Here is a 23,250-nt window from a genome sequence, read left to right as displayed (position 1 = left end):
TTTCCAACCAGTAAGGTAGTTGAGTGACTTTACCGCTGCACATCCCCGCCTTCCACGGGTCCACGCCCGCCGCGCTCCGGCTCTTTACGTCCGAGTCGGTGACGGAGGGCCACCCCGACAAGATCTGTGACCAGATCAGCGATGCGATCCTCGACGCCCTGCTCGACAAAGACCCCGAGTCCCGGGTTGCCGTGGAGACGCTGGCTACCACCGGGCTGGTCCACGTGGCCGGCGAGGTTACCACCGACGCCTACGTCGAGATCCCCCAGATTGTCCGGGAGACCATCCTGGGCATCGGCTACGATTCTTCGGCCAACGGCTTCGACGGCGCCCGGTGCGGTGTCTCGGTGTCCATCGGCCAGCAGTCCAACGACATCGCCGGCGGCGTGTTCAACTCCCTCGAAGCCCGCGAGGGACGCCAGGAGGACGACTACGACCTCCAGGGTGCCGGTGACCAGGGACTCATGTTCGGCTACGCCAGCGACGAGACAGCGTCCTACATGCCCGTGCCGATCTGGCTCGCGCACCGGCTCTCCGAGCGCCTGACCGAGGTCCGCAAGAACGGCGAACTCGCCTACTTGCGCCCGGACGGCAAGACCCAAGTCACGGTGGGCTACGACGGCGACCGTCCAGTCTCGGTCGAGACTGTCGTCATCTCCAGCCAGCACGCCGAAGGCACCAGCCTCGACCGGCTCCGGGCCGACCTCGCCGAGCACGTGGTGGGGCCGGTCATGGCGCTGTCCAACCTGGACACCTCACGGACCCGCAACATCCTGAACCCCGCAGGCGCCTTTGTCATTGGCGGCCCGGTGGGCGACGCCGGCCTCACCGGCCGCAAGATCATCGTCGATACCTACGGCGGCATGGCCCGCCACGGCGGCGGCGCGTTCTCCGGCAAGGATCCGTCGAAGGTGGACCGCTCGGCTGCCTACGCCATGCGCTGGGTCGCCAAGAATGTGGTGGCCGCCGGCCTCGCCAAGCGAGCCGAAATCCAGATCGCCTACGCGATCGGGCAGGCCCGCCCGGTGGGAACCTACGTAGAGACGTTCGGAACTGAAACCGTGGACCCGGCCCGGATCAGCGCCGCGATCGCCGAGATCTTCGACCTGCGCCCCCGGGCCATCATCGACGCCCTCGACCTCAAGCGCCCGATCTATGCCAAGACCGCCGCCCACGGGCACTTCGGCCGCGAAGACCCGGACTTCACCTGGGAACGCCTGGACCGGGTGGACGAGCTGAAGGCGTTCTTCAACGCCTGAGGCCCGGGCCACACCGTCCGAAGCCGTCGCGTCGGTTTGTTTTGACGGCGAGTTTTGTCAGTCCTGTGTGATGTGCTGTAGCCAGGCCGCCCCCCGGTGGCCTGGCTACAGTGCATTTGAGAAACCGGCATTTACGATCCCAAGGGGAGGTGCGAGCCGTGAGTCCCAATCCTGGCGGCGGCGCGCCCGGCGAACCGCAGCAGCTGTCCCTGCTCCAGGGCTTTCCCGCCTCCGCCGCGGAGGCGTCCGGGCCCGCCCTTGCTGCACAGCTGCCGGTGGCGCGGGTGCTGATCGAATCCTCGCTGCCACATCTGGACCGGCCTTTCGATTACAGCGTGCCTGCCGCCCTCGACGCCGAAGCCGTGCCCGGAGTCCGGGTCAAGGTCAAGTTCAACGGGCAGGAACTGGCCGGCTACCTGCTGGCACGCACAGCCGGGTCCGACGCCGGCCACCCGCTCGTGCCGCTGCACAAAGTCCTCTCGCCCGTCCCGGTCCTGACCCCTGCGGTGGCCGAGCTCGCCGGCCGGATCGCCTCGCGTTACGCCGGAACGGTCAGCGATGTCCTGCGCGTTGCCGTGCCGCCGCGCATGGCCAAATTGGAAAAGGAATTCGCCCCGGACGGCCGGCTTGACCCCGAGCTGTTCGGTACTGAGATGTTCGGTCTTGCGACCGCCGTGTCGCTTCCTTCGCCGGCCGCGGGAAGCGTGTGGGCCGCGTACCGCAACGGTCCGGCGTTCCTCGGCCACCTCGCCGCGGGGGAGTCGCCCCGGGCTGTGCTGACCGCCCTCCAGGGGTACGGGCCTAGCGGCTGGCCCAGGATGGTCGCGGAGGCGGTGGCCGCGGTGCGGATCTCCGGCCGCGGTGCCGTCGTGGTGGTGCCCGACTACCGGGACCTCGACCGGGTGGAGTCGGCCCTGCTGGAAGTCCTTCCTGCCGGCGACGTCGCCCGGCTCACCGCGGACGACGGCCAGACACCGCGGTACCGCAGCTTCCTGCGCGTCCTCAGCGGCGCGGCCGGGGTCGCCGTGGGCACGCGGTCCGCGGCCTACGCGCCGGTGCAGAACCTTGGGCTCGTGGTCTGCTGGGACGACGGCGACGACCTCCACATCGAGCAGCGCTCCCCGTACGCGCACTCCCGCGAAGTCCTCCTGCTCCGCGCGGGCCAGGAGGGGGCCGCGTGCCTGCTCGCGGCCCATTCCCGCAGCACCGAAACGGAGCGGCTGGTCGCCTCCGGTTGGGCGCAGGCCGTGGAAGCGGAGCGGACCGTCCTCCGGCGGACTGTCCCGCGCGTCCTGAACACGGCCGACAGCTATGAACTCGAACATGACCCGCTTGCCCGCATCGCCCGCCTCCCCGGCGCGGCCTGGCGGGCTGCCAAGGAAGGCCTGGAACGGGGTCCGGTCCTGGTCCAGGTGGCCCGTGCCGGCTACGCCCCCTCGCTGGTGTGCGAAACCTGCCGGGAACCGGCGCGCTGCACCGCCTGCAGCGGGCCCCTGGCCATCGCGGGTCCGGGAGGGAGCAGCGCCGTGCCGCAATGCCGCTGGTGCTCGTCCCCGGCCCCGGCCTGGCGCTGCGGCACGTGCAACGGTGTCCGGCTCCGGCGTGGCGCCACGGGAGCCCTGCGCACGGCGGAGGAGCTGGGCCGGGCGTTTCCGGGCAAACCGGTCATCACCTCCTCCGGGGACCAGATCAAGGCCACCGTTCCGGAGACGACGGCCCTCGTGGTTGCCACCGTCGGTGCCGAGCCGGTGGCCACCGGCGGGTACGCCGCAGCCCTGCTGCTGGACGGCGACTCGCTGCTGCGCCGCGAAAACCTGAGGGCGGGGGAGGACGCGGTCCGCCGCTGGTTCAACGCCGCGGCCCTGGTGCGGCCGGCACCCGACGGCGGTTTGGTGGTCATTACCGCCGACGACGCCGCCGGCGTTGGTGCCCTTTTGCGCTGGGATCCCGCCGGGTACGCCAGCCGGGAACTGGCGCTGCGGCAGGAGCTGCAGCTGCCGCCCGCCGTACGGGTCGCCTCCGTCACCGGCGGCAGGACCGCCGTCGGCCATTTCACGGATGCCATTCAGCAGCGGCTTGCGGCGCAGGGAACCGTCCTCCGGACGGCCGGGCCCGCGCCCCTCGTCCTGCCGGCGGCCGCGGGGGCCGGCCGCCCAGCGTTACGGGACTCAGCGCCGCGGGAATCCGGCGAGGAGGTCCGGACCCTGCTGTTCATCCCCTACGCCCAGGCCGCGGACGCCACGGCCGCCATGCGGGCCGCCAAGGCGGCAGCCGCAGCCAGGCGCAGCGACGACCCGGTGCAGCTGCGCCTGGACGGCGTGGACGTCCTCTAGCCGTGGCCAGAGCTAGCCCTTGTTCCGGCTCCGGAGCGCGAGGGCCTCTTCGGCCACGGCCACGAGCCGCCGCGCCGACTCGTCCCAGCTGAAGTCGGCGGCCCGCTCCACTGAACGCCGGGAACGGGCCTTCCACAAGGCGGGGTCCTCGAGCTGACGCACCGCCTCGGCAAACTCCGACGGCGAGTCGGGATGGACGTAGCTGACGGCGTCATCGCCGACTTCCCGGAAGATCGGGATGTCGCTGGCGATCACAGGCGTCCCGTGCGACATTGCCTCGACGAGGGGCAGACCATAGCCCTCGGCCCGGGACAGGCTGATCAGGGCGGTGGTGCGTGCCAGGAGAGCCTCGTACTCGGCGTCCGTTACGCCGTTGTGGAAGACGATGTTTGCGCCCTGCGGGGCCAGGGCCTCGAGCTCGGCCCGCCGCTCGGGAGCGATGCGGCTCAACAGGTGAAGAGTCATGTCCGGCAGTTCGGCCATGCCGCGGACCATGGTCTCCACGTTCTTGTAGGGCATGAACGAACCCATGTAGAGCAGCGTCTTGTCGGCCCCCGCCCCGGGGTCGCGCGGTGTGTGGCCGTGCTGGGGGGCGTTGCCCACGATTCTGACCGGGCGCCGGGTGAGCCGGTACTTCGCCATCAGGGCCGCCGTGGTGGAGCTGATGGTCGCCACGATGTCTGCCCTGTTCAGCAGGAGCCGCTGGGGCCAGAAGGCCTTGTGGTACAGGCGCCACAGGACCCTGACCGGGGCCGGCAGGAACCCGGGCGGGGCGGGGTGCTCGTAGTAGATGAGGTCGTGCAGGGTCAGCACCAGGGCGTACTTGCGGCCCCAGCTGCCCATGGTCTGCATGGGGCACACCACCACGTCCGCGCCCAGCTTGTTGATCCTCGCAGCCACGAAGAGCTCGACCGGGGACAGGGGGCTGTTGATCACGGTGTACGGAACGTCGGGCAGGAGCGCGAGCTGGCGGGGGTCGCTGATCAGCATCGAGACGTCAGCGATCCTGGCGGCCGCCGCGATCAGGCTGGCGCCGTAACGGCTGATGCCGTCGTGCTGGTCCAGCCGGGTGAAACGGGCATCAATGAGAATCTTCACGCGGCGTGGTCCTTTAGGAAGCGTCGGATGTAGCGGGCGGCGGGTTCGGGGGTTTCGTAGTGGATCAGGTGTCCGACGCCGGGAATGACTTCCAGCCTCCCGTCCGGAAGCCGCGCCGCGAGTGTGTGCTGGTCCGCCAGCATGGCGATCTCGTCCTTCTCTCCCGCGATCAGCAGCACAGGCAGCGTCAGTTCGCCGGCCACCTCTGTGACGTTGCTGCCGACCGAAGCCTTGAAAGCCTGAAGCAGGCTGTCCCGGTCCGCGAACGAGGAGAAGTAGGCGCTGTGCTGGGCGTGCACGAACCGGCGGATGTCCTTGTCCCCGGTCTTGGCCATGGTCACACTCATCACCCGCACGATCGCCTGGCTGCGCAGCAGGGCCAGCCCGAGCCGCTGGGGAAGGCGGGCCGCGGCCTCGTAGTAGAGCACCGCCAGCTTCGTCATCAGGCCCTTGGGCCCTTCGAGGGCGTGCGCCGCGATGGGATTGACAAGGATCAGTTCGGCCACCGCGCCGGGGTTGGCCGCCACGAAGTGGCTGGCGATGATCGATCCGAATGAATGTCCCAGCAGGACGGTATCCGCGCCCATGCCCAGCGCAGCCATGAAGCTGCCGAGGAAACTGCCGTAGGCGGGAACGCTGTGTTCGGTTCCCTTGAAGGCGCCCGAGCTGCCGAAGCCCGGCAGGTCCGGCATGATCAGGCGCATGTCCGTCAGCTGGTCGGCTACCCGGAGCAGGCCGTGGTGGTCGCCGCGGAAACCGTGCACCACCAAGATGGTGCGGGTTTCCGGGGTGACCCGGACGGGTTCGTAGACCCAGTACGCGATCCGGGCGCCGTCAACCTCAACCGACGCGGCCCGGGTACGGGCGTCAAGTCCGCCGCTGAACAGGGGCGTGCCTGAGGACCCGGTATCAACTTGTTCCATTGGTTCGAATCCTATGCGACGTTGTCGGGGTGGGAGCCGGTCCGGAGGCCGCGTTCGAGGCCGCCGATCTCCGACATGTCCAGCGGGGTGAGCTCAAAGTCGAAAACCTCGAAGTTTTCGCGGATCCGCCCGGACGAGCTGGCCTTGGGGATGGCGATGTTGCCGAGTTGCAGGTGCCAGCGGAGGATGATCTGCGCCGCGGTGCGGTCGTGTTCGGCGGCGAGGGCCAGGATCACGGGGTCCGTCAGGACCTGGCCGCGGCCCAAAGGACTCCACGCCTCAGTGCGGATGCCCAGCACCTCGTGCTTTTCCCGCAGTTCATCCTGCTGCAGCCAGGGATGAAGCTCGATCTGATTCACGGCGGGTACCACCTCCGCCGTTTGCAAGAGCCGGTCCAGGTGCTGCGGCTGGAAGTTGCAGACGCCGATTGCACGGACCTTGCCCTCGCGGTACAGCGTCTCCAGGGCCCGGTACGTTTCCGGGAACAGGTTACGCCGCGCGCACGGCCAATGGATCAGGTAGAGGTCGATGTATTCCAGTCCGAGGTTTGACATCGAGGTGTCGAACGCCCGCATCGTGGCGTCGTAGCCGTGGTCGTCATTCCAGACCTTGGTGGTGACGAAGAGGTCCTGGCGGGAAACGTAGGGTGCGGTTTCCCCGGGGCCGCCGCCCGTGCCCTCAAATCCCGACAGGGCCCCGATTCCCTTGCCGACGCCGGTCTCGTTGCCGTACATGGCGGCTGTGTCGAAGTGCCGGTAGCCGGCCTCGACCGCCATGGTCACCAGGGCGGCGGCGTCGGCCGGGGGGACCTTGTACAGCCCGAATCCCAGCCGGTCGATCAATACGCCGTTGTTCAGGGCCAGCCGGGGGGAGAGTTTCATGACAATGACTTTACCTACTGGCGCTGCCGGGCGGCGGACGCCGGTGCCGCCGGCCGCGTAGGTCACGGTGCGCCGCAGCCGCTCAGGACAGTCCGTCGAACCGGACGAGCCGGCGGGCGCTGGCCTCATCCAGGATCAGGTCGGTGGCCAGTCCTGCCGCCAGCGCGCCCCGGAGCCCATTGATCTTGGAGGCGCCGGACACGACGCAGATGCGGCGCCGCACCTGACGGAGCTGGGCCAGGTCCGGACCGGTGGACCGCTCGTTGAGCGTAATGCCGTCCGAGGACCCGTCAGCGCGGAAGAACACCGTGGCAACATCGCCCGCCACATCGGAGTTCGCGAGGACGTTCAGGTCGTCTTCATCGAGGTAGCCGCCGGCGTAGACGTGGCTGGGATAGTCGGCGTCGACCGATCCGACACCAAAGATCGCGATGCTCATCCGCGCCTGCAGCTCCAGGATCCGCTGAACACTGCGTTCATTCCACATGGCCGTTTTGGTCGCGGCGTGGTCGAAGAAAGCCGGCACGGGAAACTGTTCCACCCGTGCACCGTACGCGCTGCCGAATCGCCGCATGATGTCGGAGGCGTAGGTGATGCCGGTGGTCTGCATGTTGCCGGCGCCGTTGAGCTGGACGATCACGCTGTCGTGGGTGATCTTGCGGGTCAGGTGCCGGCTCACGGCGCTCAGGGTGGAGCCCCACGCGACGCCGATGATGGCGTTGGAGTCCACCAGCGGTCCGATCGTCCGGGCGGCCTGCATGGCCACACGGTCCAGTGTTTCCGCCTCGTTGAGGGTGTCCACCACCGGAACAACGTGTACATCCACCTTGAACTCGGCGCGGATCATGCTCTCAAGTTCGGGGCCGGTGTCCAGCGGGCTGCGGATCTGGATCTGCACCAGACCCGAATCCCGGGCCGCCGACAACAGCCGTGAAACCGTGGACCGGGACGTCCGGAGCTCGCGGGCAATGGCGTCCATGGTCAGGTCCTGGAGGTAATACAACTGGGCCGCGCGGAGGGCGTCGGACTGGCGTGAACGCGTCATGAAATTTCCCATCTGCACGTTTGTGCATAGTGCTTGACTCCATTTTCCATTAGTCCAAAGAATAGTGTTGAACGGCGCCGCGCCACAGGCGCGCCGCACAGAACCAAACCCAAGGGAGCAGTTTTGGGACAGAAGGACTCAGTCGGCACACCGGCGAACGATCGCGCCTCGGTGCAGAAGCTGCTGACGCGGCGGCACGCGCAGGTTCTGGTCATCGGCGGCGGAATCAACGGGGTGGGCACCTTCCGCGACCTGGCCCTGCAGGGCGTCGACGTGGCGCTCGTTGAGCGTGGCGATTACTGCCAGGGCGCCAGCGGCGCCTCGTCCCACATGATCCACGGCGGCATCCGGTACCTCGAAAACGGCGAGTTCCGCCTCGTCCAGGAATCCGTGGTCGAACGCAACAGGCTCCTGCGGATCGCACCGCACTACGTCAAACCGCTGCAGACCACGATCCCGATCTTCAGCACTTTCTCCGGCGTCCTGGCCGCCCCGATGCGCTTCCTGACCCACAAGCAGGGCAAGCACACCGAGCGCGGAGCCTTCCTGATCAAGCTCGGCCTCAGCATGTACGACTTCTTCTCCCGCGACGGCGGCACGGTTCCGCGCCATCAGTTCCGCGGACGCAAGCGCGCCCTGGCCGAGCTGCCCCGCCTTCACCCCGGGATCAAATATGCGGCCACCTACTTCGACGCCTCAGTCCACAACCCCGAGCGCCTCACCCTCGATGTGCTCCAGGACGGCGAGAAGGCCGGCGGCGCGGACAGCCAGATGGCCCGGGCCAGCAACTACGTCTCGCTCGTCTCGACGGGGGCCGCGGGCGGCGCCACAGGCGGAACCGGCGCCACCGGGACGGGAACCACAGGCACAACAGTCCAGCTGCGCGATGAGCTGACCGGCGAAGTGTTCGACTTCACCGCCGACGTCATCGTGAACACCACTGGCGCCTGGGTCGACCTGACCAACGAGGCGATGGGGGCGGCGTCGTCGTTCATGGGCGGGACCAAAGGTTCGCACATCGTGCTGGACCATCCGGAGCTGCTCGCGGCGTGCAACGGCCGGGAAGTTTTCTTTGAGCATACTGATGGCCGGATCGTGCTGATCTATCCGATGGGGGACCGCGTCCTGGTCGGCACCACCGACGTCGACGCCGACATGGCACAGGACGCCGTCTGCACCGAGGCGGAAATCGACTACTTCTTTGACCTGATCGGCCACGTGTTCCCGGGCATCCCCGTGGACCGGGATCGGATTGTCTACACCTTCGCCGGAGTGCGCCCGCTTCCGAAGCATGACGCCACCCAGCCCGGGTTCGTCAGCCGGGACTACAGGATCGAACGCCGCGCGGCGGCGGGCCGGGCCGTCCTCAGCCTCGTGGGCGGCAAGTGGACCACATTCCGGGCCCTCGCCGAGCACCTGAGCAACGACGTCCTGGCCGAACTCGGCATGGAACGGAAGGTCTCGACGGCGAAGCTCGCCATCGGCGGCGGCGCCGGGTTCCCGGACAGCGAGGACGGTGTCCAGCGCTGGATCAAGGCCCATATGTCGGCCGGCCGCGACGCCGCCCGCGTAACCGGGCTGCTGACCCGCTACGGGACCCGTGCCGAAGAAGTCATCCGCTTCCTGGACGCTGACCAGGCAGGTGCACCCGACAGACTGCTGCACTCAACACGCGAGCTCAGCACCCGCGAATTGGAGTTCATGGCGGCGCACGAGCAGATCGGACACCTCGTGGACGTCCTCATCCGCCGCACCTCGTTGGCCTTCCGGGGACTCGTGACAGGGGAACTGCTGAACGAAATTGCCGACACACTTTCGGGCCCGCTCGGCTGGGATGCGGCTCGCCGGGCCAAGGAGATCAGCCACACGCAGGAGGTGCTTGAGCGGTTCCACCGCGTCCAGGTCCACAGCCTGGTCGCCTGATACGACTTGCGTGCCCGGGCAGGGAAGCCCGGGTGCAAGCACTGCGCGGTCCGCCCTGGCGGCCGGCGCAGTGGCTGGCCGGCAGCACCAACACGCTGCCGGCCCCACGGCCTTCCAAACTCGCGAAGGGCCGACAACAGAAAAAGAGGAGTCAAAGATGTCTCTTGGAATAGTATTCCTGTCCGAAGTATTCGGAACCGCAATGCTGACCCTGCTGGGTTGCGGCGTTGTGGCCAACGTTGCGCTCAGAGGCACCAAGGGCAACAACGGCGGGTTCCTCATGGTCACCTGGGGGTGGGGCATTGCCGTCTTCTGCGGTGTCTATGTTGCCGTCCAGTCCGGGTCGCACCTGAACCCCGCGGTCACCCTCGGCCTGCTGCTCAACGGCAAGAGGTTGTACGCTCCCGGCGTTCCGGTCGACTTCGCCTCAACCCTGACCTACTTCGGCGGTGAACTGACCGGTGCCTTCCTGGGTGCCGTCGTCATGTGGCTGGCCTACCGGCAGCACTTTGACGTTGAATCAGAGCCAGCCAGCAAGCTGGCCGTCTTCTCCACCGGCCCCGCGATCCGCTCCAACCCCTGGAACCTGGCCACCGAGATCATCGGCACCTTTGTCCTCGTGTTTGTCATCCTGACCTTCGGCGGGACACCTTCCGGACTCGGACCGCTCGCAGTCGCCCTGCTCGTTGTCGGCATCGGTGTATCCCTCGGCGGGCCTACCGGCTACGCCATCAACCCGGCCCGTGACCTCGGCCCCCGCGTCGCGCACGCCCTGCTCCCGATCAAGGGCAAGGGGTCCTCCGACTGGAGCTACTCCTGGATCCCGGTCGTGGGACCCCTGATCGGTGGCGGCCTGGCCGGACTTGTCGCCGCGTTCGTGCCGATCATCGCCCCCGTAATCCCTCTCTAACCGCCAGTTCAACTGCCACGCTAAACAGACAAGGACGTCAATATGAACCAGTACGTAGTCGCCATCGACCAGGGCACCACGAGCACGCGCGCCATCGTGTTCGACCACAGCGGCAGCATTGTCTCCTCAGGCCAGATGGAGCACGAGCAGATCTTCCCCCAGGCCGGCTGGGTGGAGCACAATCCCGCTGAAATCTGGAACAACACCCGCGAAGTGATCGGCTCCGCCCTGTCCAAGGCGAACCTGACCCGTCACGACATCGCCGCCGTCGGCATCACCAACCAGCGCGAAACGGCGGTTGTGTGGGACAAGACCACCGGCGAGCCAATCTACAACGCCATCGTGTGGCAGGACACCCGCACCCAGCCGATCGTGGACGAGCTCGCGAAGGAGGGAGGACCGGAGCGCTTCAAACAGAAGGTCGGCCTGCCGCTGGCGACCTACTTCTCGGGCACCAAGATCAAATGGATCCTGGACAACGTCGAGGGCGCCCGGGCCAAGGCGGAGGCCGGCGACCTCGTCTTCGGTAACACCGACTGCTGGGTACTCTGGAACCTGACCGGCGGGACCGACGGCGGAGTGCACGTCACCGACGTGACCAACGCCTCGCGGACGATGTTCATGGACCTTGAGACGCTGTCCTGGGACCAGGAGATCCTGGACGCGTTCGGCGTCCCGGCCTCCATGATGCCGGCCATCAAGTCCTCCTCCGAGGTCTACGGCACGGTGCACACCTCCCAGTTGCTGCGCGAGGTTCCTGTGGCCGGCATCCTGGGCGACCAGCAGGCGGCCACGTTCGGCCAGGCGGCGTTCGATGCCGGCGAAGCCAAGAACACGTACGGCACGGGCTGCTTCCTGATCTTCAACACGGGCGAGGAAATTATCCACTCCCAGAACGGGCTGCTGACCACCGTTGGCTACAAGCTCGGCGGCGCGGCGCCGCACTACGCGCTGGAGGGCTCCATCGCCGTCACCGGTTCGCTGGTCCAGTGGCTCCGGGACAATCTCGGCCTGATCAGCAGCGCTCCGGAGGTCGAGACCCTCGCGGCCTCGGTGGAGAACAACGGCGGCGTGTACATTGTGCCGGCGTTCTCCGGCCTCTTCGCGCCGTACTGGCGTTCGGACGCCCGCGGCGCCATTGTGGGCCTGACCCGCTATGTGAACAAGAACCACATCGCCCGCGCGGCGCTGGAGGCCACCGCCTTCCAGACCCGTGAGGTCCTCGACGCCGTCAACGCCGACTCCGGTGTGCCGCTGACGGAACTGAAGGTCGACGGCGGTATGGTCGCCAACGACGCGCTCATGCAGTTCCAGGCAGACATCCTCGGCGTGGCGGTCATTCGTCCGAAGGTGGTCGAGACGACGGCGCTGGGCGCAGCCTACGCGGCCGGCCTGGCCGTCGGATTCTGGAAGGACCTGGGCGAGTGCTCGGCCAACTGGGCCGAGGACAAGCGGTGGGAGCCGCAAATGGACCAGGCCGAGAGGGAACGCCAGATGCGCCTCTGGAAGAAGGCCGTCACCAAGTCCATGGACTGGGTTGACGAGGACGTCCGGTAAGGGCACGCCCTGACCCGCCGGGTGCCGCCCCGGCGGGTACGGCTTCGGCGGACAATGAAGAGCTCCGGCCAGGGAAACCCGGCCGGAGCTCTTCATTGTCCGGCTCCGTTTTGTCCCTCAGGAGGCGGGCCGCACTTACCGGTTTGTCACGACAGCGCGAGGCGTCTTGGCGTAGACGTCCTTGCTGACCGTGTAGCCGCGGCGGTCAATCGCCAGCGCGCGCGCATTGACCTTGGCCAGTTCCGTTCTGTTGAGTTTCTTGATCTTGACCAGATCCATGAACTCCTGGTCTTCTCCGCCCACTGCCGTCACTTTGATAAGCCCGGTCCTGGGCGCGTAATACTTGCGCTGGTGGCCCGCGCTCGGCGGGTCCAGCGGGTTGAACTCATCGATCACCATGACGTCGTCATAGCACCCCTTGGGCACACAGACGCACAAGTGCTTGTACTTGACGTCGCCGCAGTCCAGGAAGTCCACGCTGGGGGCGTAGGCCTGGACGTAGGCAGGCGTGTTCCGGTGCGGCTCGGCCTGCATCGCGATGCCGGCCCGGGCCTTGTCCATGCCGCTGATGAACGTGCTGGGGGCGCCGGCAAGCTTGCCGTTCTCGTACTCCTCCGGATACTCACCGAAGAGCCACACCGTCCCCCTCCTCGTCTGGGCGAAGAAGGCGAGCTCGGACTCCACGAGTTCACCGTTGGAGTAGTCCCGGTCCCAAATCGCGATCGTCTTGACCCCGTCGATGACCTTGGTCAGGCCAGTGACGATGCTGACCACCGTGCGGGCGGTCGTCCCGTCCGGCGAAACTACCTTGCCGGTGGTGGTGCGCTGCATTCCGGGCTTCAGCGTGAGCCACTTGTTGTCAATCTCAGGCTTCGCCGGGAAAGCGGAACGGTGGAACGACAACGCCGAGCCGGGGCCGCACAGTTCCTGGGAACTGGCGGCCCCCGGGGCGGCCGCCACCGCCGTCGCCGCGGTCGCCGCCGTCAGCGACGCCACCACCAGCAAGAGCGCGGAGCCGTAAGCGGTTAATCTCTTCGATCGTGGTGTCATCTGACTGGCCTCTCTTGCGTGGTTGGTGTTAGGCGGCTGGTATGGGTTCCGGCTCGCGGGACCCGCGTTCACGTGCCGGACCTTTCTTGGCGAACCGAAGGTAGAGCGGTGGAACGATGAAAAGGTTGACCAGTGTCGAAGTCACCAGCCCGCCCAGGATCACCACGGCCATGGGGTGCTCGATCTCATGGCCGGGGCGGTTGCCCATGACCACCAGCGGCACCAGTGCGAGTGCGGTGGCGAGCGTGGTCATCAGGATTGGTGACAAGCGTTCGGCCGCGCCCCGCAGGACCAGGTCCCGGCCGAACGGCATGCCCTCGAACTGTTCCAGATGCTGGCAGTGGTTGATGAGCAGGATGCCGTTGCGGGCGGCGATGCCCATCACTGTCAGGAACCCGACCAGCGACCCGAGGGACAGGATTCCGCCGCTCATGTGCGCGGCGATCACGCCGCCCACCAGTGCTACCGGCAGCGTCAGGATGCCAAGGGTGGCAAGCCGCCAGCTGCGGAAGGCCGCCTGGAGCAGGAGGAACACCACAACCAGGGCGCCGGCCGCGAAGACGAGAAGCCGTTGTGAGGCAGCCTGCCGCTCCGCGTATTCGCCCAGGATGTCTGCGCTGTAACCGGTGGGGAACTCCACCGACTTGAGGTCGGATTCGAGTTTCTCGACGACTTTAGCGAGATCGCCTTCCTTGACGTTGGCGCTGACATCGAGTCGGCGGGACCCTTCCGAACGCTCAATGACGTTGGGAGTGGGCTTTACCGCGATCTTGGCGACATCGGCCACCCGGATCACCTGTCCGCTGGGAGTGTCCAGTGGGAGGTTCTCGATGCTTGTGACGCTGGTCCGGATCTCGGGAGGACTCCAGACCTGGACGTCGTAGGCTTTGCCGTCCCGGTAGACGTCGCCGACCTCCTCGCCGGACACCAGGGTGGCGGCGGCACGGCGGACGTCACCGGGCTTGAGGCCATAGCGGTTGGCGGCGTCCAGGTTCACCTCGACGTCCACCTGCGGAACGTTGACCTGCAGGGCGACTTTGGCTCCGATTGCCCCCTCGATGCCGGCAAGGACAGTCTTGACCTTGTCCGCCTGCTTCTTCAGCGTGTCCAGGTCATCGCCGTACACCCGGACGACGATCGAGTAGCCCGTGCCGGTGAGCACCTCGCGGACACGTTCCTTGAGGTAGGTCTGGACGTCCCGGTGGATGCCGGGGTACCCGTCCACGACCTGCTGGACAGAGGCCAGGGTCTTGTCGTAGTCGACCGACGGGTCAACGCTGATCCAGTTCTCTCCAAAGTTGACGCCCACCACCTCATCGGCGGCGAAAGCCTGACCGATGTGGGACCCGCAGTTGTTGACGCCTGGAATGGTCATCAGCTCCCTGCAGGCCAGTTGGCTCACGCGCACTTCCTCGGCATTGGAGGTGCCGGGTTGCGTGACCCAGTGCATGAGGAAGTCGCGTTCCTTGAACGATGGCAGCAGCGACTGACCCAACAGCGGTGCCGCTATGATTCCGACGACGCCGAGCGCCGCCACCGTGAGATAGCCCGGGAGCGGACGCTTCACGATGGGCCGCAGAGCAGCGCCGTACCAGCGCTTGAGAACCCGGACCACCGGCGGATCCCGATCCTCGAGCTTGGCATTGCGCAGGAAGATATACGCCATGGCCGGCGTGACCGTGAGGGCCACCAGCATGGACGCCATCACGGCCAGGGTGTAGGAGGTGGCCAGGGGGCGGAAGAAGGCGCCGGTCAGCCCGTCCAGGAAGAAGATCGGCACCGTGGCGGCGACGATAATCAGGGTGGCGTAGACAATGGGCCCGCGAACTTCCAGGGAGGCATTGACGACCACACGGGCGGTACTTTCGGTCCCGCCGCTGGCCCGGTGGTGCCGGAGTCGTCTGACGATGTTCTCGACGTCGATGATGGCATCGTCCACCACGACCCCCACGGCAATCACCAGCCCCGCAAGCACCATCGTATTAATCGTGCCTCCGGTCCAATAGAGCACCAGGGCCGCTGCCATCAGCGACAACGGGATCGCCGTCACACTGACGAGCGCCGTCCGCCATTGGAAGAGGAAGACGCTTAGCACCAGGACCACCAGGAAGCAGCCCAGCAGCAGCGCGAGGCTCAGGTTGCCGAGGGACTCCTCGATGAACGAGGCAGGCCGGAACAAGGTGGTGTCGACCGCGATCCCGGTCAGGCCGGGCTGCAGCTCCTTGAGCGCTTCCTCAACCCCGCGCGTGACTTCCAGCGTGTTGCCCCAGGGCAGCTTTTCGACAATGAGCATAAGTCCGGGGCCGCCGTTGATGACCGCGTCACCGATCAGTTGCTGGTGGTCCTCCACGACGTTGGCCACGTCGGCGAGCCGCAGGGGAGGCAGTCCCTCACGTTCCTCCAATGGCACTTGGGCAAGGTCCGCCGGAGACGTGATGGGTTGTACGTGCCTGATGGTCAAGCTCTGGCTGGGCGTTTCCAGCGCCCCTCCGGTGCCGATCAAGGCACCGGGAGAGTACTTGAGCAGGCCGGCGTCCAAGGCGTCGGACGTGGAGTCCATGACGTTCTCCAGCGTGACGTTGTTGGCCGCCAGCTTGGCCGGATCAACCTGGACCTGCAGCATCTGAAGGCGTTCGCCCCAGATCGCCACGTTCGCGACGCCCGGCACCCGCAGGAGGTGTGCCCGGATATTCCAGTAGGAAACCATGGACATCTCGATCAGGGAGCGAGTCTCGGAGGACAGCCCGATCTTCATGACACGGCTGGTGGAGGACAGCGGCTGGAGCATCACCGGCGGCGCGGCCCAGGTAGGCAACGTCGGTATGACCGTTGCCATCCGCTCCGACACCAGTTGCCTGGCGGTGAGCAGATCGGTTCCGGGCTTGAACTCCATCACAATGGCGGACAGCTGCGACACAGACTTCGACCGCATCTGGTCCAGGCCGCCGATGCCGTTGAAGGCCTCCTCCATCGGAACCGTCACGAGTTCCTCCACTTCGGAGGCGGTGAGTCCCAGACACGCCGTCTGGACCTCGACGCGGGGCGGTGCAAACTCGGGGAAAACATCCACCGAAGCACTGCTGAGTTGCGCGCCGCCCACGATCATGAGGGCCGCCGCCATCGCAATGATGATCGATCGGAACCTCAGACTTGCAGCGACAATCCGGCGCATGTCAGTGCGCCGTATCGAATTCGGCGCCGAAGAGTTCAGCGGCGCCGACGGTCACGATTGTGGTGCCGGCCGCGGGGCCGGCCGAGGCCGTGACCACTCCGTCCTCCACCTTGGCTACAGTGACCGCCTGCCGCTGGTAGACCCGCGGGGCCGGGTTGGTGTAAACCCAGGTTTTTCCGCTGGCGTCATAGAGCAGGGCTGCGTAGGGCACGACGACGTCCTTCCCCTTACCGGCTTTGACGGTTTCGGTCTTCAGGTCGAGGCGTTCGACTCCCTTTTCGGTCAAGGTCAGCTTGGCGATGCCTGTTGCGGCATTCTTTTCCACCTTGGCGGGCTCGTTAGCCGATACGGCGGCGGGGGCCGCCGCCGTCGTCTGGGCACATGCGGGCAGCGCGAACAAAAGTGCTGCGCATACAGCGGCCGCCAGGGGCAGGCGCCGCAGGGGCTGTTGGCTGGTCATTTTGCTTCCACCTTTTCCTGCGTAACGGGCTGGACGGGAACTTCGGCTTCGTAGACTTCGGCCCACTCTTCCGGGGCGGACCTGGGCCCGAACCAGAGTGCGAGCAGGGGGAGTACGAAGATCCCGATGAGGGTTGTCGTGATGAGTCCGCTGACAATGATCAGGGCCATCGGACCCAGGAGAGCCCCGCCCACGGCGCCGCCGAAGAGTCCCAGCGGGATCAGGATCGCCATCGTGATCAGGGCGGCCTTGAGGATGGGCGATACCCGGTCCCGGGCCGCCATCATGATCACCTTGTCAGGGGATTCGTGCGGGACAGCCCGCCACAGCTCATCCGTCCTGGCCGAGAGCAGCGTCGCGTTGCGGACAGCGACGGCCAGCACCGCGGCAAACGCCGTGAGCGCCAGCACGGTGATGGCGCCTCCCGCGATCCACGCTGCCACGGCGGACCCGGCCAGCGCGGCAGGGAGGGAAAGGAAGATGGCAAGCGCCAGCTTCCAGCTCCGCACCGCTGTCTGGAGAAGGAGCAGGATTGCCAGGAGGGCGGCCGCGCCGATCCAGAGAACCAGGGCGTCCCCGGCGAGCTGTTCACTGTACTTCGTGGGGATTTCGGCGTGGTATTCCAGTGGGAACTGGATCTGCTCGATCGCCGAGTTGATATCGCGCTGGATGTCCGCGAGCGGCCGCCCGCTGACCTCGGCCACGACATCGATCCGGCGCGAAGTGTCATCGTGCAGGATCACGGCCTCATTGGGAACGAGCCGGACGTCGGCGATCTGGCCCAGCTGGACCTGGCCGCCGCTTGGCGTGTCGAGCAGAAGTTCACGAATGCTGGTCAGGTCATCCCTGACACCCGCCGCGCCGCGCACCACCACTTCAAAGACCTTCTGCTGTTCGAAAAGGTTGCCGACGACGATGCCTTGTATCAGGGCGGCAGCGGCGCGCCGTGCGTCGCCGGGTTTGATGCCGACCTTTTGCGCCGCCTCGAGGTTGACCTCAACTTCGACGATGGGCGTCATGGCGCTGGCATTGATCGTCGGGTTCTTTACGCCGTCGACCTGTTCAACCGCCTTGCGGACCTCTTCGGCCTTCTCGCGCAGGACCGGCAGGTCGGTTCCATAGACACGGACGGCGAATCCAGGATCCATGCTGCTGCGCTGTTCACCGATCTTCTGCTGGGAGTAGTTCACCACGTTGTGCGCAATGCCCGGGTAGCCCTGGACGACGTCCCGGACCGCCTGCTCCGTTTCGGAGAAGTTGGCATCCGGTGTGATGGATACCCAGAGTTCCGCGGAGCTGTTCCCAACAACCTGGTCGGAGGAAATGGCCCGGCCGATATGCCCGCCCACTCCCGAAACCCCCGGCAGGGTCCGCAGTTCATCTGACGCTTTCGACGCCACCCGGCGGACCTCGTCGTTGGACGTGCCTGCCATCGAGTCCCACTGCACCAGGAGCGTCCGGTCCGGAATCGTCGGAACGACCGCCCGGTTTCCGACCAGCTGGGATGCGGCGGCCAGTCCCAGCAGTCCTACGACGGCGACAGCGACGACGCCGAGCGCGGTGCGGGAGCGTGAGGCCTCGAGGGCCCGGTTGTAATAGGACCTGGCCCGGACAACAGTTGGCGAGTCCGCCCGCCGGGCTTTCTCACCCGGAAGCAGAAGATGCGCCAGGACCGGTGTCACGGACAAACCCACCAGCATCGACGCGGCAAGGGCCAGTGCCAAGGACCAGAAGAGCGGCTGGAAGAACGCACGGCCGACTCCCGTAACGAACAGCGTCGGAACGAGGGCAAGGGCCATGATGAGGGACCCGTGGAACAGTGGTGTGCGGACGCTGCGGACAAGCTGGACCATACGCCACTTGATAGTGGCATCGGTCTCGGTCTCGGTGGTCCGCAACGGACGGCGCCGTTGCGCCTGCACGTCCTCCACGATGTCTCCCACAATCACGGAAACACCAAGGATGATGCCGGCCAGGATCGAGATATTCAGTGTGGAGTCGAGTAAGTAGAGCACCACTCCTGCCGCCATGACTGTCGTCGTGATGGCCACGAGGGCGATCACGGCGGCACGCCAGGAACGGAAGAGGACCCAGAAGAGCAGGACGGCTATCAGGAGGCTCACGAGCAGCGCCGCGCCGAGTCCGTCCACGGCATCCTGCAGGAACGAGGCGGGCCGGAAGACGGACGTATCCATCTGGATTCCGGAAAGCCCTGGCTGCATGTCGTTCAGGGCGGCTTCGATGTCCTTGGTGACCTGCAATGCGCTGGTTCCGGGGAACTTCTCCACGACCAGCAGGAGGCCTGTATCCTGACCGACGACGGCATCGCCGATTAGCGGCTGGTGGTCCTCCTTCACCTGGGCAATGTCGCCTAGGCGCAGGGGAGGCTGGGCGTCCTCGACACTGACCTTGGCCAGGTCTGCGGGCGTTCGGATGGGCAAGACGTGCTGGATGCCCAGACGCTGGCTCGGCGATTCCACAAACCCGCCCGTGCCGGGGGTCGACGCCTCCAGGAAGCTCAGGGGCGACACCCAGACTGCGTTGCCTGTGGTCTTGATGATCTGTTCGAGCGTGACGCCCTTGTCACGCATCTGCGTGGGGGTCACCTCGACTTGGAGCTGCTGCTCGCGCTGTCCCCAAATGGAAACGTTGGCGACACCGGGGATGCCGATCAGCCGCGGCTTGACCTTCCACCGGGCCAGGACCGACATTTCGATCCCGGAGAGCTCCTTGGAGTTCATCCGGACCATCAGGACGCGGCTGGTTGACGACAGCGGTTGCATGATCAGTGGCGGCGCGGAAACATTCGGCAGTGCGTGGGCCTGGGTCATGCGTTCGGCCACGAGCTGGCGCGCGCGCAGAAGGTCTGTGCCCGGCTCGAACACGAGCTCGATTGAGGACAGGCCGGGAACGGACTTGGACCGGATTTCATCGAGCCACGCCACCCCGTTAAGGAGGTCGGCCTCCATCGGAGCGGTGATGAGCTGTTCGACTTCGGCAGCTGAGAGGCCCAACGCTTCGGTCTGGATTTCGACGTGTGCGGGGGCAAACTCGGGCATGCTGTCGATGGCTACGCTGGGGACGTTCACTACCCCGAAGGCAATGAGTCCGGCGGCCACGGCGAGAACCAGGATGCGGAACTGCATACTGAAACGGGTGATCCAGCCGAACATGGCTAGCTCTGTTCCTGGGAGCTGGCCTGGCGAGCGCGGCCAGCGGGGGTTTTCGGTAGGTGCACGGAAGAATTACGCAAGTGATACATGACAGGCTCCTCAACCTGAGACCATTTGCGAATCCCCCCAAGAGATCCCCTTTGCTGATCTTTATCGAATAGTGTTCCCATTTGAATCGTTTGGCAAGGTCAAAACTCTGGGCCACGTCACGGGCTTTTCACGGCTTTCTCCCAGTTTGAAGACGAATAATGCCCTTTCGGGGCGGACTTCGTGGAACTGCCCGGACTCCCGCCGGCAGCTCCCCGTGTATTGGTCGGTTTTATACCTGTTTTTTCTCGAGGAGCTACCTGAATTTCGGTTTCGACTACTCGCCTGGGACGTTCTGAAGTGGGCTGTAAGTACCGCTATTCCATAGGTATGGCAGTTGTAACAATTTTGGACATAGCGGCCCGCGAAGTGCGCCGGAACGTGAGTCGACTGCGACTACCGGGCCGCATCGCGGCCCTCGGTTCAGCGCGAACCAGCCCGAGGGGCTAAAGTGGTCCTATGCGCGCCGTGCTCCTGCTTAGCTAGCCGCCCGGCATCCCGACGAGACCTCGATTCCGAAGAGTCCCCGGATTGCCGAGCGGCGGCCCCTCCATGTCGAGGGGCTTTTGTGTGTCCGGGGTAAATTCCGGGGCGCAAAGGACGAAGTAACAGCAGGAGTACCACGTACGGACAGTATGGGGTCAGGGCCGGGCAACCGGCCGTGGCAGTGCAGACTTGATGGTGAACAGGCCTGGCGGCAGGCAGGCCTGAAGGTAGACAGGCTTGAGTTAACAGGCCGCATAGAACAGAAGAGGCCAGCAGTGAGCGTTCAGCCGGAAACACAGACCGGATCACCAGCAGCCGCGGCGGAGGGGCCCGAGGAAGGTGCCTACAGCTTCGCGGCAATGGAATCCAAATGGCCGCAGGTCTGGGAAGACCTGAAGGTCTTCACGCCGCTCGACGACGGCTCAAAGGAACGCCGCTACGTGCTGGACATGTTCCCGTATCCGTCAGGTGACCTTCACATGGGCCACGCCGAGGCATTTGCCATGGGCGACGTTGTGGCGCGCTACCTGCGCCAGCAGGGTTACGACGTGCTGCACCCGATCGGCTGGGACTCCTTCGGCCTGCCCGCAGAGAACGCAGCGATCAAGCGCAACGCGCACCCCAGTGAGTGGACGTACGCCAACATCGACACCCAGGCGGCGTCGTTCAAGCGCTACGCCATTTCAGCGGACTGGTCCCGCCGGCTGCACACCTCCGACCCGGAGTACTACCGCTGGACCCAGTGGCTGTTCAAGCGTTTCTACGAGCGTGGACTGGCCTACCGCAAGGATTCACCCGTCAACTGGTGCCCCAAAGACCAGACTGTGCTGGCCAACGAACAGGTAGTCAATGGCGCCTGCGAGCGGTGTGGCACGCCCGTAACCAAGAAGTCCTTGAACCAGTGGTACTTCAAGATCACCGACTACGCCGACCGCTTGCTCGATGACATGGACGAACTGCGCGGGCACTGGCCCGAGCGCGTCCTGGCCATGCAGAAGAACTGGATCGGCCGCTCCGAGGGTGCCCACGTCAACTTCGTGATCGAGGCCGACGGCGGCAAGGCCGCCAAGGATGTCACCGTCTTCACGACGCGTCCGGACACCCTCTACGGCGCCACCTTCTTCGTCGTCGCCGCCGACGCGCCGCTCGCCGTCGAACTGGTCACCGACGAGCACGCCGCCGCCCTGGACGCCTACCGCGAACAGGTCAAGGCGCTGTCCGAGATCGAGCGCCAGTCCACGGAGCGCGAGAAGACCGGCGTCTTCACCGGACGCTACGCGACCAACCCGCTCAATGGCGAGAAGCTGCCCGTCTGGGCCGCGGATTATGTCCTGGCCGACTATGGCACGGGCGCCATCATGGCCGTCCCGGCCCATGACCAGCGCGACCTCGACTTCGCCAAGACCTTTGACCTGCCCGTCCGGGCAGTGCTGGACACCGGCGAGGAAGACCCCGCAGCCACAGGCATCGCCACCACCGGCGAGGGGACTCTGATTAACTCCGGCGGCCTGGACGGGCTGCCGAAGGCCGAGGCCATCCCGGCCGCCATCGAGATCCTGCGTGAGCTGGGCACCGGCGAGAAGTTCGTGAACTTCCGCCTGCGTGACTGGCTGCTCAGCCGGCAGCGGTTCTGGGGCACCCCGATCCCCATCATCCACTGCCCGGCCTGCGGCGAGGTCCCGGTCCCGGACGATCAGCTGCCTGTGACCCTGCCGGCGGACCTGCGCGGCGAAGACCTGTCCCCGAAGGGCACGTCCCCGCTGGCCGCGGTCGAAAGCTGGGTCAACGTCGAGTGCCCGAACTGCCACGGCCCGGCCAAGCGGGACACGGACACCATGGACACGTTCGTGGATTCCTCCTGGTACTTCCTGCGCTTTGTCTCCCCGCAGTACACCCAGGGCCCGTTCGATCCGGAGAAGATCAACGACTGGATGCCGGTTGGCCAGTACGTGGGAGGCGTGGAGCACGCGATCCTGCACCTGCTCTATGCCCGGTTCTTCACCAAGGTCATCCACGACCTTGGCATGATCGAAGCGGACGAACCGTTCAGTGCGCTGCTGAACCAGGGCCAGGTGCTCAACGGCGGCAAGGCCATGAGCAAGTCCCTGGGCAACGGCGTCGACCTCGGCGAGCAGCTGGACAAGTTCGGCGTGGACGCCGTACGCCTGACCATGATCTTCGCCTCCCCGCCAGAGGACGACGTCGATTGGGCGGACGTATCGCCGTCAGGCTCCGCGAAGTTCCTGGCCCGCGCCTGGCGCCTCGGCCAGGATGTGACGAGCGAACCCGGCGTCGACTTCGCCACCGGTGACCGTGCACTGCGCACCATCACCCACCGCACGATCGCCGATGCGCAGGCCCTGCTGGACAACAACAAGTTCAACGTGGTTGTGGCAAAGCTGATGGAACTGGTCAACGCAACCCGCAAAACTATTGACGCAGTCGGCGGTGCCGGCGGCGCGGACCCGGCAGTCCGCGAAGCCGTGGAGGCCGTTGCCGTCATCCTGAGCCTGTTTGCGCCGTATACCGCCGAGGACCTGTGGAACGTCCTGGGACACCCGGCCTCGGTCGCCAACGCCGGCTGGCCCACGCACGACGACGCCTTGCTCGTGGAGGACACCATCACGGCCATCGTCCAGGTGCAGGGCAAGGTGCGGGACCGCCTGGAGGTCTCCCCGGACATCTCTGAGGAGGACCTGCGCGAACTCGCGCTGGCCTCGGAAAACGTCCAGCGCGCCCTCGATGGCCGTGCCCTTCGCACGGTGATCGTGCGGGCGCCTAAACTGGTCAACATCGTCCCGGCCTAGCCGGTCGCACCAGCCTGCACTGGCCGTCGGGCGATACCGGCGGCCAGTGCAGAGAACATGAGGGGCACGGCTGCCCTGGCCGGAGA

Annotated in this window: 14 protein-coding genes; 6 read left to right on the top strand and 8 right to left on the bottom strand. The window is 66.3% G+C overall.

All coding sequences use genetic code 11. The features are described 5' to 3' along the window. Positions 1–23 precede the first annotated feature (23 nt). A complete protein-coding gene (gene metK / locus BLQ10_RS07775; RefSeq protein WP_091560329.1) occupies positions 24–1,259 on the top strand; it encodes a methionine adenosyltransferase in 1,236 nt (411 codons plus the stop codon). 158 nt (positions 1,260–1,417) lie between these two features. Next, the gene (locus BLQ10_RS07770; RefSeq protein WP_091560327.1) at positions 1,418–3,592 is read left to right on the top strand and encodes a primosomal protein N'; all 2,175 of its coding nucleotides are present in this window, start codon (positions 1,418–1,420) and stop codon (positions 3,590–3,592) included. A gap of 12 nt (positions 3,593–3,604) precedes the next feature. On the opposite strand, the gene BLQ10_RS07765 is transcribed toward BLQ10_RS07770, so the two are convergent. The 4 genes from BLQ10_RS07765 to BLQ10_RS07750 all read right to left on the bottom strand — a co-directional run bounded on the left by BLQ10_RS07765 (position 3,605) and on the right by BLQ10_RS07750 (position 7,539). After that, the gene (locus BLQ10_RS07765) at positions 3,605–4,690 is read right to left on the bottom strand and encodes a glycosyltransferase family 4 protein (RefSeq protein ID WP_091560324.1); all 1,086 of its coding nucleotides are present in this window, start codon (positions 4,688–4,690) and stop codon (positions 3,605–3,607) included. Next, positions 4,687–5,613: an alpha/beta fold hydrolase gene (locus tag BLQ10_RS07760; RefSeq protein WP_091560323.1), complete on the bottom strand. Its 927-nt coding sequence runs from the start codon at positions 5,611–5,613 to the stop codon at positions 4,687–4,689. Before BLQ10_RS07760 ends, BLQ10_RS07765 begins: the two co-directional genes overlap by 4 nt. Positions 5,614–5,624: 11 nt before the next feature. Next, complete coding sequence (locus BLQ10_RS07755) at positions 5,625–6,494, bottom strand: aldo/keto reductase (RefSeq protein ID WP_091560466.1); 870 nt, start codon at positions 6,492–6,494, stop codon at positions 5,625–5,627. 82 nt (positions 6,495–6,576) lie between these two features. Then, complete coding sequence (locus BLQ10_RS07750) at positions 6,577–7,539, bottom strand: sugar-binding transcriptional regulator (RefSeq protein ID WP_091560465.1); 963 nt, start codon at positions 7,537–7,539, stop codon at positions 6,577–6,579. Between the two features lie 171 nt (positions 7,540–7,710). Here BLQ10_RS07750 and BLQ10_RS07745 point away from each other — a divergent pair, with 171 nt between their 5' ends. The 3 genes from BLQ10_RS07745 to glpK all read left to right on the top strand — a co-directional run bounded on the left by BLQ10_RS07745 (position 7,711) and on the right by glpK (position 11,929). Then, a complete protein-coding gene (locus tag BLQ10_RS07745; protein WP_254785466.1) occupies positions 7,711–9,462 on the top strand; it encodes a glycerol-3-phosphate dehydrogenase/oxidase in 1,752 nt (583 codons plus the stop codon). 157 nt (positions 9,463–9,619) lie between these two features. Beyond that, positions 9,620–10,372 (top strand): MIP/aquaporin family protein, encoded by a 753-nt coding sequence (locus BLQ10_RS07740; RefSeq protein ID WP_091560318.1) that lies wholly within the window; start codon positions 9,620–9,622, stop codon positions 10,370–10,372. Positions 10,373–10,414: 42 nt separating this feature from the next. Next, on the top strand, positions 10,415–11,929 hold the full coding sequence (gene glpK, locus BLQ10_RS07735; protein WP_091560317.1) for a glycerol kinase GlpK: 1,515 nt from the start codon (positions 10,415–10,417) through the stop codon (positions 11,927–11,929). 135 nt (positions 11,930–12,064) lie between these two features. Here glpK and BLQ10_RS07730 read toward each other — a convergent pair whose 3' ends face one another. The 4 genes from BLQ10_RS07730 to BLQ10_RS07715 are packed head-to-tail and all read right to left on the bottom strand — an operon-like array spanning position 12,065 to position 19,757. Then, positions 12,065–12,979, bottom strand: coding sequence for a hypothetical protein (locus BLQ10_RS07730; RefSeq protein ID WP_175558519.1), 915 nt, complete (start codon positions 12,977–12,979; stop codon positions 12,065–12,067). Between the two features lie 28 nt (positions 12,980–13,007). After that, positions 13,008–16,151 (bottom strand): efflux RND transporter permease subunit, encoded by a 3,144-nt coding sequence (locus tag BLQ10_RS07725; protein WP_091560314.1) that lies wholly within the window; start codon positions 16,149–16,151, stop codon positions 13,008–13,010. Position 16,152: 1 nt separating this feature from the next. Further along, positions 16,153–16,611: a hypothetical protein gene (locus BLQ10_RS07720; protein ID WP_091560312.1), complete on the bottom strand. Its 459-nt coding sequence runs from the start codon at positions 16,609–16,611 to the stop codon at positions 16,153–16,155. Next, the gene (locus BLQ10_RS07715; RefSeq protein ID WP_254785455.1) at positions 16,608–19,757 is read right to left on the bottom strand and encodes an efflux RND transporter permease subunit; all 3,150 of its coding nucleotides are present in this window, start codon (positions 19,755–19,757) and stop codon (positions 16,608–16,610) included. Before BLQ10_RS07715 ends, BLQ10_RS07720 begins: the two co-directional genes overlap by 4 nt. An 875-nt stretch (positions 19,758–20,632) precedes the next feature. On the opposite strand from BLQ10_RS07715, the gene leuS reads away from it, so the two are divergent. Further along, on the top strand, positions 20,633–23,164 hold the full coding sequence (leuS, locus tag BLQ10_RS07710; protein ID WP_091560307.1) for a leucine--tRNA ligase: 2,532 nt from the start codon (positions 20,633–20,635) through the stop codon (positions 23,162–23,164). Positions 23,165–23,250 lie beyond the last annotated feature (86 nt).

Origin of the sequence: Arthrobacter sp. ok362 (assembly GCF_900102785.1) — a bacterium.
Classification (GTDB): Bacteria; Actinomycetota; Actinomycetes; order Actinomycetales; family Micrococcaceae; genus Arthrobacter.
Note: the sequence above shows the minus strand (reverse complement) of the source record. Positions and strands in the feature narration are given on the sequence as shown.

Bases quoted from the DNA above. Each gene is read 5' to 3' on its own strand.
- BLQ10_RS07720 (WP_091560312.1), bottom strand. From the start codon at position 16,611: ATGACCAGCCAACAGCCCCTGCGGCGCCTGCCCCTGGCGGCCGCTGTA.
- BLQ10_RS07755 (WP_091560466.1), bottom strand. From the start codon at position 6,494: ATGAAACTCTCCCCCCGGCTGGCCCTGAACAACGGCGTATTGATCGAC.
- BLQ10_RS07750 (WP_091560465.1), bottom strand. From the start codon at position 7,539: ATGACGCGTTCACGCCAGTCCGACGCCCTCCGCGCGGCCCAGTTGTAT.
- BLQ10_RS07760 (WP_091560323.1), bottom strand. From the start codon at position 5,613: ATGGAACAAGTTGATACCGGGTCCTCAGGCACGCCCCTGTTCAGCGGC.
- glpK (WP_091560317.1), top strand. From the start codon at position 10,415: ATGAACCAGTACGTAGTCGCCATCGACCAGGGCACCACGAGCACGCGC.
- BLQ10_RS07715 (WP_254785455.1), bottom strand. From the start codon at position 19,757: ATGCAGTTCCGCATCCTGGTTCTCGCCGTGGCCGCCGGACTCATTGCC.
- BLQ10_RS07725 (WP_091560314.1), bottom strand. From the start codon at position 16,151: ATGCGCCGGATTGTCGCTGCAAGTCTGAGGTTCCGATCGATCATCATT.
- BLQ10_RS07730 (WP_175558519.1), bottom strand. From the start codon at position 12,979: ATGACACCACGATCGAAGAGATTAACCGCTTACGGCTCCGCGCTCTTG.
- BLQ10_RS07740 (WP_091560318.1), top strand. From the start codon at position 9,620: ATGTCTCTTGGAATAGTATTCCTGTCCGAAGTATTCGGAACCGCAATG.